Origin of the sequence: Comamonas squillarum, assembly GCF_025309455.1 — a bacterium.
GTDB classification, from domain to species: domain Bacteria; phylum Pseudomonadota; class Gammaproteobacteria; order Burkholderiales; family Burkholderiaceae_C; genus Comamonas; species Comamonas squillarum.
The window spans coordinates 1682213-1694012 of record NZ_CP104377.1 but is presented as its reverse complement, the minus strand read 5'-3'; the positions used below and the strand labels follow the sequence as shown (position 1 = coordinate 1694012).

Sequence of the window (11800 nt, the reverse complement as noted above, 5' to 3'; positions counted from 1 at the left end):
TCTATGTACGTGTTAGTCCCCAAGCAGATTGGGGACAGCTCGATGCTGGCCGGGTCCATCCCCGCTGTCGATACGGCAGCCGGGGAGGTGGCCTGGACGGCAGGCGCAGCTGTCGCCAAAGATGCAGAGCGGGTTTACGGACAGCGCGTATACAAATGCGCTGTTGTCCCGTCCAACCTCAACATTCCACCGGACCAAGACCCCGTTAGTTGGAACGACATGCGCCCGTCTAACCGGTGGGCGCCATTCGATCCATACGTGCAGACGACCCAGGTTAACCGCCTGGGCTCGCTCACCTATGTGTTGAAGGTGCCGTTCATCACCGGCATTGCGCTCCACGGCCTCACCGGAAAGCGCCTGCAGATCACGGTGACAGATGGGGTGGGCGGGGCAAACCTGATCACACCTGTCGATACAGGGCTGAACCTCCCGCGTGTGGGTTGGTGGAACTACTTCTTCGGAGAGCGGACAGCCATCAAGTCGTTCCGCATCGAGAACATCCCCAGCAAGTCGTCCACGGTCATCACGGTGACGGTGACAGCTGATCCGACGCAACCCGTGGGGATCGGCTGGATGTCTATTGGCACCTGGACAGCTTTCGGGATGACCAGTGTCGGGATGCCATCTGGCACCCAGTACGGGGCCAATGCTGAGATCCAGAACTACAGCTACCGCAAGGACTTCGAGGACGGCACGTTCCGTGTTGTGCCCCGGGGCTCGGCGGTGAATCTGTCCTTGCCCGTAATCATCGATGCAGAGGACGCCAACCGGCTGTTCTCCCTCATTGAGCGGCTCAAGGACACGCCTGTCTCGGTCTATGCCAGCTCCATTGGCAAGTACCGCTATCTCGCAACGGTGGGCTTTATCAGCATCGGATGGCAGCCGCACACCACGGTCAGCACATCAATAACAGTGAATGTAAAGGGGGTTGTCTAATGCCAATCGTCGCAGTACCACCGATTCGGGACCTTGGCACCGTCCCAAACAACAACATGGACGAGGCCACGTTCAACGTGACCGCAGAGAACTTCACGACGCAGATGGCGCCGTGGGGTGGGGATGTGAAAGCGGTGGCCGAATCGGCCAAGACCAACGCAGAGTATTCCAACCAGCGTGCAAACGACTCCAACACCTCCGCAGAGACGGCTGCCGCTCGCCTTGTCGATGTGCAAACGGCGGCGAATGGCGCCTTTGCAGCAGCGAACTACAAGGGGGAGTGGTCAACTCTAACCGGAGCGCTGAATGTGCCTGCCACCGTCACCCACCTGGGGCGCCTGTGGTATCTCAAACTTAACCTGGCCAACGTGACAACTCAGGCCCCGGCCTTGGGGTCTACCTACTGGGGTGAGGTGAGCCGAAACGACTTCACGGTTTACGCATGTCCTGCAGGTACGACCATCGCGGCGGATCGCGGCATGTACCGCATGAGTTCTGGCAGCTCTGTGCTGCAACTGCCTGCCAACCCGTTCCATGGGATGGTGGTCGCTGCAGTGAACGTGTCCGGCACCTTGACTCCATACATCCAGCGCAACGGAAAGACCATCTGCGGGGATGCCGAAGACTACGTGATGAACGTGCTGAACTGGCAGATCGCACTGCAGTTCGATTCTGCGTCGAATGACTGGGTGCGTATCAACGGGGTCACGGCATACACCGCCGCGCAGCCAGCGATCGCATCTGCCAATACTTGGACGGCGCTACAGAACTTCACTGGCGGGCTGAACATGAATGGCAACGCCGTGGTAGCGAGAGGCATCAATGCAAATGGAGAGTACGTAAGGTTCGGGGATGGCACGCAAATCTGCTGGCGTGCCTCCGGAACCAGCACCATCGCCAGTGCAGCTGGATCCCTGTTCGTAAATGGTTCCTCGCTGGGGCCGCTGGACTGGCCGGTCCCATTCTCTGCTCCACCGCAAGAGGTTTTCACAGGTCAAAAACTCGATGGAACCGCCGGACACTGCTGGGCGGCCGCGACCTCTCGCGGGACCGCGACACAAACCGGTTCTTTCCAGCTGTTCCGGGCCACATCTTCTACTGATGGTTTCTACGCCCAGATCATGGGCGTTGGAAGATGGTTCTAAAGAAGAGGAATTTTTATGGCATCAGCAGCACAACAAGCTCAGGCCCCGTTGGCAATTCCAGCGACCGGTGGGGTGTGCGACCTATCCAAGCGCTCTTACTTCCACGCGTCAGTTCTTGCCTCTTTGGCGTTCACCTTTATCAACCGGCCTGTCGACTGCATGCTGTTTGAGCTGGAGGTGAGTCTGACGGCTGGTACGCTCTCATGGCCGGCAAACGTCCGCTGGGTTGGCGGCCTAGCTCCGCAGAACCTGCAGACGGGCAAGATTCACATCTTTCAGTTCCGCCGGCCGCAGTCCACTGGAGCGGATCAGTGGCTGGGCTCCTACCTGCCAAACTACTGATATGGCGTACCGACCATTACTCATTAAAGGCCCGGTGTACATCACCATTGCGGCCAGCGTAAGGAGCCCGGATATTCGGGCTCTTGCTATTTCTGCGGGTTGGGTTGGCTATGAGCAGCTGTACTGCACCATCAATGCTGGTGTGGATGTGGCAACGCTCACCGTGTCAAACCTCCCCGACTGGCTGTTCACCTTGGTGGTGCGTGGCCGCGTGGGTGGCATCTACAACAGCGGCACAGGTCTCGTTGCAACGAGCAAGTTCAACCTGGACAACGCTGGCGGCGTCATTTTTGGCGGCGGTGGTCAGGGGGGCCAAGGCCAGAACGTGAATATTTTCCGGGGCACTGGCTATGTTGCCACTGGAACGGGTGGATCTGGAGGTGTCGGCGCAGGTTTCAACGGCGCAAATCCTCCGGTGATGCTTCCGGCCGGTAGCGGAAGCTCTGGCAGCTCTCAGACGGTCGGAGGGCCAAATATCGGTGGAACAACCCAAGGCACTGCGACAGGCGGCAGTGGCGGCACAGGTGGAGCTATTGGGATGACGGGCAATAGCGGCGGCTCAGCATCGACCAGCGGATCGTTTGAAAGCTCCAACTACTACGGGACAACTACCGGAGAGCTGGCGGGCTATGCCATCGATGGCATTGCGAACGTGAACATTCTGGCCGCTGGTTCGATCCTCGGCCGAACCCGATAAGGAGGTCGCATGTACTTCGACAAAGAAACCCGAGAGTTTGGCCTGAGCCCAGCGGACATCATCGGCCGGCACGCGCACAACATGTCGTTTCCCGTGCCATTTGAGGCGCCAGAGCGCTATGTGCTCATCACGCAGACTGACCCGCCAGGGTTTGATCCTGCCACCCATAAAGCGGTGCCAGTCGAGCCTCTGGAGACGGAGGACGGCTACCTGCAGCAATGGGAAGTCGTGCCGCTCAGCGACGAGGAGCTGGCCCAGCTGGAGGGCGAGCGCTTGGCAGCCGAGCAGGCCGCCCGGGATGCTGCGCGCGTCACGGTGACCAAGCGCCAGGCCCTGCTTGCGCTGTTCGACATGAAGGGCATCAAGAACGAGGACATTGAGGCGCAGATCAACCTGATCCCCGATGAGTTCGACCGCTACCGGGCCTTGGTGGACTGGCAGGGCTCGGCGGCCATCGAGTCGGACAGCCCCACGGTGCTCAAGCTGGCAGCAGGCCTCAACCTGACAGAGGCTGACCTGGCGCAGCTTTTTGACTACGCCCAGGCGCTGTAACCCTCGGCACAACACACAACACAACCCGCTTCGGCGGGTTTTCTTATTTCTGAGGGAGTCTCTCGATGCAGAGCACAGACATCAGCATGCCGATCGCAAAGGCAACTAGTGCGGTGACGTTGGCCACGGCCGCGCAAGCCGATGTGGCAGACAAGATCGCCCAGGCGGCCACAGTCAATTCCAGCTTTGAGACATGGTTCTGGGTGAACTCTATCCCGTGGGGGACCATCGCCTCTATCGTGGCCGCACTCTATACGGTGCTGCTCATCTGTGAGTGGTTCTGGAAAAAGCTGTGGCGGCCGGCGTTCGAGCGCTGGGGCTGGATCAAGCCCCGCAAGACGCGTGTAGTCCTGTTTGAGGACTACCAAAAAATGACCGAAACGCAGAGGGCTGAGCTATGAGCCGCGTCCCCAACGCATTGCGCGCCGGCTTGATGGCCCTGGCTGTGCTGACTGCAGGCGGAGGAGGCTACGTGGCGCTCGAGCGCGACAAGGTCGCTGCCCAGGCAATGGCCGAGCAAAACCAGTACATCCAGGCCGTGGCCGCCGATCCAGGAACCTCCCAGGCGGTCAAGATCGCCATGGTGATGGGCAGCTACTACGAGAGCAGCTACCGCCACATCGGCACGCCCTACGTGGACAAGCTGGGCAAGGGTCAGCCGCTGACTGTCTGCAACGGCATCACCGGCCGGGCCGTGGTGGCTGATCGGTACTACACGCCGGCCGACTGCTACGGGCTGGAGCGCAGCCGCTACCTGGCGGCCGAGCGCGCTGCCATGGGCATGTTCCGCCTCTGGACCACATACACACCGCTGCAGCAGGCCGTGTTCATCGACTTCATCCACAACAAGGGTGAGGGCGCGCTTTACACCTCGACCCTGCTGCGCAAGGCCAATGCCGGGGATGTGGTGGGCGCATGCCGAGAGAACCCGCGCTGGAACCGTGGTACGGTAAATGGGGTGTCAGTGGTGCTGCCTGGCCTTCAGGCCCGGGGCGAAGCCAACGGCGAAATTTGCGAGGCTGGCTTATGACCTGGCAAATCAAAGCCGCACTGGCGGCCATCATCGCGGCGCTGGCCTTCTGCGCTGGCTGGACGGTCAAAGGCTGGCAGGCCAGTAAGGCCATCGCCGAGCTGCGCGCCGAGCAGGCCAGGGACAAGGCCACCCGCGCCGAAGCTGCCAGAACTGACGAAACCCAAACCGCGCTCAGGGAGAGCAAGCATGCCCAAGACACGATCTACAACGCCGATCGACTGGCGAACCTCAAGACTGGCATTGATGTTGATGTGCGCGCTGTGCTTGCCCGTGCTGAGCGCCTGCACCGCGACACCGACAGCCGAGCCGCCACTTATCGCGCGCAAGCCCAAGCCGACGCAGCTGCCCGCAGCGATCTTGCAGATAAAGCCGCGGCCCTCGACCGCCAGCTTGCAGAAGGCCTTGGCGTGGTCGCAAGCCTCGGAGGCGACCTTAGGCGACGGGACGCCGAAGTAGCCGCACTGTGCGACCAAGTGAACATCGAGCGCCGACTGACCGGTGACGAAAGCGACCAAGCCTGCAGCCAAAAATAGAAAGAGCCTCCCCAGTGCCGTAGTGGCGGCGGGGAGGCTGATTTTTCGTTTCAGATAGGGTTTCGGATGACACCAGCCGGATGCGTGCCCCTGTACCTTGGCGCCAGGAGGCTTCAATGTGCAATCGCTACCACTCCCCAGACGAAGGCTACATCCAGCAGTACTGGCGGCTGAACCCCCGGCAATTGGGGCTGGGTGCCCGCGATGTATTCCCGCGCTCGCCTGGCGGGTTCATCCGGCGCGCCGTGGATGATCCTGGCTACAGCAAGGAGCTGGCCGTGGGGCGATGGGGCCTGATCCCCTGGTTCAGCAAGACGCCGGACATCAAGTTCAGCACCAACAATGCCCGGGCCGAGGAGATCGCGGACAAGGCCAGCTTCAAAGACCCGTGGAAGCACGGCCAGCGTTGCATCATTCCCGCAACGACCTTCGATGAGCCCAACTGGGAGAGCGGGAAGAACGTGTGGTGGAGGTTTGCCCGGGCCGACTGCGACCCGTGGGGCCTGGCGGGGCTGTGGAACACCTGGAAAGACCCAGCAACCGGCGAGCTGATCGAGAGCTACACCATGCTCACGCTCAACGCAGATGCGCACCCGCTGATGAACCGCATGCACAAGCCAGACCCGAAGCTCGCAGCTGACAAGCAGGACAAGCGAAGCGTGATCCCGATTGAGCTGGCCGACGTGGACCAATGGCTGGAAGGTTCGATCAAAGACGCGCAGGCGCTGCTGAGACTTGCGCCGGTCGAAGTGTTCGCGGCCGGGCCAGCCTAAAACGGAATATCGGGGGCGAGGCTGTCGTACAGATCCTTGTCCACCGCAACCGTAACGGTGTGCAGCACCATAGTGCCCAGGACCGGCATGGCCTCTGGCCGATCCAGCTTGATGCCATCCCAGCGTTCGTGCTCTTTGGTCTCGGACCAATCATCCCCATCCTTGATGTGCCACCGCCAGTATCTTGATTGAAACATAGACACCTCCAAAAGACTGTATATTTATACAGTAACTGGAGCGAGCAATGGAAGCAGTCAGGAAATTTGAGCCGGAGGACCTGCCGGGCTGGTACAGGAGCGCTGTCAGTCCTGGCAGCCCCTTCGATCTGGAGGCGCGTCAACGGGTTGGCGTGGACCTGTACGTGCTGCAACTGCAGTTTTGCGGCGCGTACCTTTGCTCTCCTTTTCTGATCGGCAGGGCGCCAATACTGGGCATGGTCATCTCATCGACTACGCCATTCAACGGCAACCAAGCCGGGATTTACCGGCGTGCCGAGCCCATGAAGCTCATGACCTACCCGCTGGAGCAAGTCGAGGTTTGGAAGAAGCGAGAAGACGGAACCATGCTGTTGCGTGGTGAGCAGTGGGATGAAGGGGAGTTCAGCCGGTGGCCGCAGACTTGGATATGCGGGCGCAACCCATCAGCGGTCACTGCGGCACTTCGCGGGATGTCGGCCTGGCTTGATAGGGAGTACGCGAAGGTGAAGCAGCCTCCATATGCGAATGACCGGCCGAGGTAGGGCTACCGCTTTGACTTGCGCCAGTCCCATGGCGGAACTGGGTTGGGCTCACTCCACACCCCAAGCTCAGAGACACGGGCGCTTTCCTCAATGGATTGCAGCCACTCATACCCCTTGCCGTACTTCACGTAGTACCAAGCCATGCCCGTTGCGACCTGGTGCTGGCCAGCATCGAGACCGCCGCAGCGCACATCAGCGATAGTACGGCCGTAGCGATCCTTGGACTTTGGGGTGATCTCAGCCTGCGCCTGGAAGCAAAGATCTGACAGGTTCTGCTTGGACTTCTGCCCAAACGGCTGGCGGCTCTCTGGCGCATCAATCCCGCCCAGGCGGATCTTGATCTGCTCATAAGCGCCCGGCGCGCCGCAGCGGGCAGTGAGGGTGTCGCCGTCGGAGATGCCGACGATCAGGCATATGGCTATAGCTGAGAGCATTAGGTATTGTGCTTTAGAGGTCGCGTGTCAATTCAATAGAGGTGGTTGCAAAATGACACATATAAGGGGTGTAATGTTGCCGGTTAGGCACGGAGCAGCCGACAGAGCATCACTCTTGCTGAGCCCGGTGCGGAGGCGCTTAAATCACACCGAAATCACACCGATCTCTCGCAGACCGCATGGATGCTGGTACGGACGCGGGTTCAATTCCCGCCAGCTCCACCATACAAGCCAAAAAGGCGCTCACTGGTTTTTCAGTGGGCGCTTTTTTTATGCAAAGCAGAGTCCGCTATTTTGGGGTGTCTGTTGTTCGCAGGGCACGGTGGGCTTGAGCGCATTCGTGACGAAAAAGCCTGTAAAGGCCGTGTAAACATGGCATAGTTGCGCTTTGTCGCCAGCGGCATCCCATGGTTGATGGATCGGTGGGCCCTCCTGTTTGCCATTGACGCGTGCATCCGCTTTGTCATTGGTGCCAGCGGCGCGTTCATTGCGCCTCACCTGCCATCGGCATGGTGGTCCCAGCCCGCTTTTTTTGATGATGCGTAGGGCGACGGATCCCGGAAAGCGTACAGCGTGTGCTGCAGTCGATCCACGCAATCGGGCTGAGCCAAGGTTCAGCAGGTCCGTGGTGTTGTAAAAACTACGCCAATCGAGGACGACCGCCATGGGGCGAACGATAAGCATTTATGAAATACACCATTGGACACTACCTGGAGGTGGCAGGCGGCGCAGAGGGGCGCAGGGATAATTTTCTGCTGATACGCCTGGTGGCAGCAACCCTCGTCATCTACGGGCATGGCTTTGCCCTTGCGGCATTGGGCAGCGCTCAGCGCGATTTTTTTACCCAGTACCTGAACTACCGCTATTCAGGCGATGTCGCGGTAGCGGTATTTTTTCTGATCAGCGGTTTTCTGGTCGCCGGCAGCTTGGACAGAAGCAAGTCCATCGTGCGGTTCGCCCTGGCGCGTGCTGTTCGCTTGTTTCCTGGCTTATGGGTCTGCGTACTTGTCTGTGCGCTCGTGCTGGGCCCCCTTGTCACCGTGCAATCGCAGGCCGATTATTGGTCATCTCCGCTGACGTGGACGTATGTGTGGTCCAACGCATCCCTGGCGGAAATACAGTGGCTGCTCCCCGGAGTTTTTGAGGGGAACCGTTACAGCCCCGCTGTCAATGGCTCGCTTTGGACTTTGCCCATTGAAGGGACTATGTACCTCTATATGGGGGTGCTGGGGGTCTTGGGTATTTTTTCCTGGCGCTGGCTGACGAGCGCGTTGATTGCGGGATTTGCTATCTGGACCTACCAGTCCGCACAGCTCCAATCTGTTCCCTTGCAGGAAGCCGCCCGGCTGGCCTTGTTTTTTGCTTGTGGCGCGCTGTTCTACATTCACAAAACTCGTATTCCACTGCACCTCTCCATCGTGGCGCTATTGGCACTGGTGGCCTGGGTATGCCGGCACACGGTTCACTATGAGTGGGTTTTTTCCGTCGCGCTTGTCTATTTCATATTCTGGCTGGCATATGTTCCACGCCTGCCTTCACCGCCCTGGATGTTGGATATCTCCTATGGCACCTACTTGTATGGCTGGCCGATACAGCAGTTGATCGCCAAGTTCTACCCTGCCGCTACGCCGCTGCAGATGACGGCGGTGGCCATCCCCCTGACCTGGATAGTGGCACTGGTGTCGTGGAAGCTTGTCGAGGAGCCCGCATTGGCGCTGTTCAAGACATGGAGCAAGAAGGAGTTCTCGCTGGGATTCAGGCGCAAATCGATCTCTAGTGTTTCTTGAAACGGACGCGGCAACGCGGATACTAAAAACCGCGGGAGGAACTGCACCTCTGAAGGTGGACACCAGTTCAAGCCATGGGGTTTTTTCCAAGGCGAAATAAGATGAGAGCGCCAAACTGGGAACACGCAAGCCGAGGTTCCTATGGTTTGGCAGGTTTGGGGGCATCGTTCAACTGTCTAAAGGGCTACAAGACAGCATTCACAACGACAACCTCATCCGTTTGAAGCTCAAACTAAAAGGCCTGGGTCCGATAGAGTACCGAACCCAGGCCTCGAGCCTTTAAGATTCAACTGTCCAACTTCTTGGAGGCAGTTGAAAAGTGGGGTCTGAGAGCGCTGTCGCTTATTCCACTTGTGCTGCCACGCTTTCGATGGCCAGGCGCAGTTGGTCTGGGCTTACCACAGCTGCTGCAGCTTCTTCACTCGACTCGGATTTCAGGAAAATCCCTGTGCCGGTGTCTGTGCGGTTTGCCAAACGGCGCATGGCGGCAATCGACGTAGCCTGGCCAAGGCTATTGAGCAAATTGCCTTCTCCGTCATTCACGCTATAGATGAATTGGTAGCCGCGCAGAACTTTACCTGCCGAGTTCACCTTGACACAGAGTACGGTTCCGGCGGCATTACCGGTGACTTGGTGTTCGCAGCCAAAGCTGCCATCTGAGCTGGCCATGAGGCCATTGCCATACTGCGTCGCTGGTTGCGCCTTTTCGAGCCTGAAAAAGTCTGCCGTTGGCGTCAGTGAATTGAGGGGACTGAACAGCCATATGCCTTTGAGGCCTTGGGGATCATTGCCGTAAGCAAAGTTAAAACGCGAAATCTCTTTCTCTGCCTCGCCAGGAAGCGTTATGTAGCCTTTGGTACCCGAGACAAAGCGCATCGACACAGTGCCTGCACTGCCATCTTCCTTGCCGGACAGCTCGCCGCTACCGAGATAACGACCGCCACGGTATTTGTTGAGGGGTGCTGCGTAATTGTCATTGGCCAAGGTGCCGCTGGTCATATAGAACGTAGCGTTACCACTGGCATCGTATGCATACATTTGCATGACCAAGGTATTGTCCTGCACATCAATCGCCAAGCCACGGCCTGGCTTGCCATTGACTTCGCTGGTCACAATCCAGGTGCCTGTCTGAGGCGCAAACGCCTGTGCCAAACCGGTGCCGAGCAAGGCGCCAACCAATGCAATTTTCTTGAAAATCATCATATCCCCGTTGTTAATCTTTACATTCTATCAACCTATCCTTACATATTGCTTGCCTGAATGTCAGGGACTGTCTTGAGGCACCCGTGGAGGCTTACTCGCAGGCTGGGCTGGGTAAAGGATCAGTGCAGAACGCTTGGTATCCGGGGAATAAGGGACGATCCTATATCAGGATGCGCAGCGGCGATACAGCAAGGCCCATGCAGCCAATAGCATGCTGAGTCCGGCCAGGCTCCATTGGTTCAGCGTCGGAACGCTGGTGGGTGCAGCAGGTGGAGCGATATAAGGTACCCCAACGAGCTGGCCACTGAAGAACGCGCGCAAGCCGGGGCCATTGGTGGAGCAGGCTGCATTGCCGCAGGTGGTGGACATGCCAAACGCCAGCTCGACGGTACCCGGTGTATTGGAGAGGGGTGCCGACGGTTCAATGTCGAGGTAGGTCACATTGGTCAAGTCGCTCTGGTTGCTGGAGGCGACAAAGATTAGCTCCGGCAGGGCGTTGATGCAGTGGGGCGTGACACATTTGCTGCGAAAGTCTGAGGCGCCTCCGACACTGCCTGCCGTGGTGCTCAGCTGCACGTTGCTGTAGGTGTCGCTGTCGGCGTCATAGACAAAAGAGCCGGTGGCCGCGCCGCCATCGTCAAAGGTCACGTCCTTCAAGGTCCACTGCAGCGGCGCGGCTTGGGCGGCGGCAGTGAACGCCAGAGAACTGAGCGCCAGCGCGGCGGATGCCAAAAGTTTGTTCATGGTGTCTCCCTCGGTGTAAAAGGAGACGAAATTAACAACATGTAACTTAAATAGCAATCCATATATTTGCTGGTTTTCAGAAAATTCTTTGTTTCGTTGTCTAAATCTCAGTTTATTGAGAAAAAGGCCATTCGCTAGCTGTCATCCCTCCCCAAGCACCTCTGTGCTTGTGCTTGTGGAGTAGCAGGTGCCCCCTCCGAAAATAAATGGATATGCAGCTAATTGTTGTCATGATTCATTTGATAAATAAATCAAGCCGCCTGAAGGCGGCCTTGGATCGGCTCAGCCTGTACGGCGGCGCAGGCGCTGCCTGCCCAGCAGTGCAAGCAGCGCTCCCAGGCCGATGGTGGCCCAGGGCACCAGCGCTGGCACAGCCTGTGGCGTGAGGGGCGGTGGTGGTGGAGGGGGCGGCACGACCACCGCTTGCACGGTAAAGCTGCCCACGCTCGATTGAACGCCTGGCTGGTCGCTGAGGTGGGCAATGACCTCGTAGTGGCCGGGCGCCAGGCCAGCCGGCCAAGTCAGTGAATATGCGCCACCACTGCCGATGACGGTGGTGGTCTGGCTGGTGCTAAATGGTGCTAAATCCATCAGGGCCGGAGAGTTGCAAGGTGATGGTGGTGCCCGGAGGCAAGGGCGTGGATGCGCTGCCGCCTGGTGCCGCCGACGTTGCGATGCCGCTCAGGTCCTGCGTCTGCGTGGTGGTGATGCGCGGTGCCTGCACGGCCAGCGTCACGGCCAGGGTTTGCAGAATGCAGGCAGGCTCGGTGGCGCCGCCCACGACCCATATTGGATCTCTTCAGCCAGGAGCTCCTTGCAAAACACCTTGGTTTTGTCTAAACATCGACTTCGGGAGTTCTCCGTGACTGCGCCCTGCTGCGG

Annotated in this window: 19 protein-coding genes; 12 read left to right on the top strand and 7 right to left on the bottom strand. The window is 59.0% G+C overall.

The genetic code is table 11. The annotated features are described in order from the left end of the window. The first annotated feature begins 3 nt into the window (after positions 1-3). The 9 genes from N4T19_RS07820 (at position 4) to N4T19_RS07780 (ending at position 6011) form a co-directional block, all read left to right on the top strand. On the top strand, positions 4-936 hold the full coding sequence (locus N4T19_RS07820; protein ID WP_260719823.1) for a hypothetical protein: 933 nt from the start codon (positions 4-6) through the stop codon (positions 934-936). A gap of 56 nt (positions 937-992) precedes the next feature. Then, on the top strand, positions 993-2081 hold the full coding sequence (locus N4T19_RS07815; RefSeq protein ID WP_260719822.1) for a hypothetical protein: 1089 nt from the start codon (positions 993-995) through the stop codon (positions 2079-2081). Positions 2082-2096: 15 nt separating this feature from the next. Then, positions 2097-2423, top strand: coding sequence for a hypothetical protein (locus N4T19_RS07810; protein ID WP_260719821.1), 327 nt, complete (start codon positions 2097-2099; stop codon positions 2421-2423). Between the two features lies 1 nt (position 2424). After that, positions 2425-3120 carry a hypothetical protein gene (locus N4T19_RS07805; protein ID WP_260719820.1) on the top strand — a complete coding sequence of 232 codons (696 nt, stop codon included), beginning with the start codon at positions 2425-2427 and terminating at the stop codon, positions 3118-3120. A gap of 9 nt (positions 3121-3129) precedes the next feature. Further along, positions 3130-3672: a hypothetical protein gene (locus N4T19_RS07800; RefSeq protein ID WP_260719819.1), complete on the top strand. Its 543-nt coding sequence runs from the start codon at positions 3130-3132 to the stop codon at positions 3670-3672. Between the two features lie 65 nt (positions 3673-3737). Beyond that, positions 3738-4073 carry a hypothetical protein gene (locus N4T19_RS07795; protein WP_260719818.1) on the top strand — a complete coding sequence of 112 codons (336 nt, stop codon included), beginning with the start codon at positions 3738-3740 and terminating at the stop codon, positions 4071-4073. Beyond that, on the top strand, positions 4070-4702 hold the full coding sequence (locus tag N4T19_RS07790) for a lysozyme (RefSeq protein ID WP_260719817.1): 633 nt from the start codon (positions 4070-4072) through the stop codon (positions 4700-4702). Before N4T19_RS07795 ends, N4T19_RS07790 begins: the two co-directional genes overlap by 4 nt. Continuing rightward, on the top strand, positions 4699-5238 hold the full coding sequence (locus N4T19_RS07785; protein WP_260719816.1) for a hypothetical protein: 540 nt from the start codon (positions 4699-4701) through the stop codon (positions 5236-5238). The genes N4T19_RS07790 and N4T19_RS07785 overlap by 4 nt, the downstream gene beginning before the upstream one ends. A 116-nt stretch (positions 5239-5354) precedes the next feature. Next, positions 5355-6011 (top strand): SOS response-associated peptidase, encoded by a 657-nt coding sequence (locus N4T19_RS07780; protein ID WP_260719815.1) that lies wholly within the window; start codon positions 5355-5357, stop codon positions 6009-6011. On the opposite strand, the gene N4T19_RS07775 is transcribed toward N4T19_RS07780, so the two are convergent. Beyond that, positions 6008-6208, bottom strand: coding sequence for a hypothetical protein (locus N4T19_RS07775; protein WP_165841105.1), 201 nt, complete (start codon positions 6206-6208; stop codon positions 6008-6010). The two genes, N4T19_RS07780 and N4T19_RS07775, sit on opposite strands and share 4 nt — an antisense overlap. Before the next feature lie 47 nt (positions 6209-6255). Between N4T19_RS07775 and N4T19_RS07770 the strand changes: the two genes are divergently transcribed. Beyond that, positions 6256-6750, top strand: coding sequence for a hypothetical protein (locus tag N4T19_RS07770; RefSeq protein ID WP_260719814.1), 495 nt, complete (start codon positions 6256-6258; stop codon positions 6748-6750). A 2-nt stretch (positions 6751-6752) separates the two neighbouring features. Here the strand turns inward: N4T19_RS07770 and N4T19_RS07765 are convergent, their stop codons facing one another. Both N4T19_RS07765 and N4T19_RS07760 read right to left on the bottom strand, forming a co-directional pair. Further along, entirely contained in the window at positions 6753-7184 is a 432-nt protein-coding gene (locus N4T19_RS07765; protein WP_182342535.1) for a thermonuclease family protein, read from the bottom strand. 270 nt (positions 7185-7454) lie between these two features. Continuing rightward, entirely contained in the window at positions 7455-7850 is a 396-nt protein-coding gene (locus N4T19_RS07760) for a hypothetical protein (protein ID WP_260719813.1), read from the bottom strand. Positions 7851-7870: 20 nt separating this feature from the next. Between N4T19_RS07760 and N4T19_RS07755 the strand changes: the two genes are divergently transcribed. After that, positions 7871-8971 carry an acyltransferase family protein gene (locus N4T19_RS07755; protein WP_182342437.1) on the top strand — a complete coding sequence of 367 codons (1101 nt, stop codon included), beginning with the start codon at positions 7871-7873 and terminating at the stop codon, positions 8969-8971. A 115-nt stretch (positions 8972-9086) separates the two neighbouring features. After that, positions 9087-9254 (top strand): IS3 family transposase, encoded by a 168-nt coding sequence (locus tag N4T19_RS23340; RefSeq protein ID WP_332839227.1) that lies wholly within the window; start codon positions 9087-9089, stop codon positions 9252-9254. 59 nt (positions 9255-9313) lie between these two features. Here N4T19_RS23340 and N4T19_RS07750 read toward each other — a convergent pair whose 3' ends face one another. The 4 genes from N4T19_RS07750 to N4T19_RS07735 all read right to left on the bottom strand — a co-directional run bounded on the left by N4T19_RS07750 (position 9314) and on the right by N4T19_RS07735 (position 11699). Then, positions 9314-10174 carry a hypothetical protein gene (locus tag N4T19_RS07750; RefSeq protein WP_232539385.1) on the bottom strand — a complete coding sequence of 287 codons (861 nt, stop codon included), beginning with the start codon at positions 10172-10174 and terminating at the stop codon, positions 9314-9316. Positions 10175-10339: 165 nt separating this feature from the next. Continuing rightward, on the bottom strand, positions 10340-10918 hold the full coding sequence (locus N4T19_RS07745) for an IPTL-CTERM sorting domain-containing protein (protein ID WP_182342435.1): 579 nt from the start codon (positions 10916-10918) through the stop codon (positions 10340-10342). A 282-nt stretch (positions 10919-11200) separates the two neighbouring features. Next, the gene (locus N4T19_RS07740; protein WP_116924332.1) at positions 11201-11509 is read right to left on the bottom strand and encodes a hypothetical protein; all 309 of its coding nucleotides are present in this window, start codon (positions 11507-11509) and stop codon (positions 11201-11203) included. Further along, on the bottom strand, positions 11490-11699 hold the full coding sequence (locus N4T19_RS07735) for a hypothetical protein (RefSeq protein ID WP_260719812.1): 210 nt from the start codon (positions 11697-11699) through the stop codon (positions 11490-11492). The genes N4T19_RS07740 and N4T19_RS07735 overlap by 20 nt, the downstream gene beginning before the upstream one ends. Between the last annotated feature and the right edge of the window lie 101 nt (positions 11700-11800).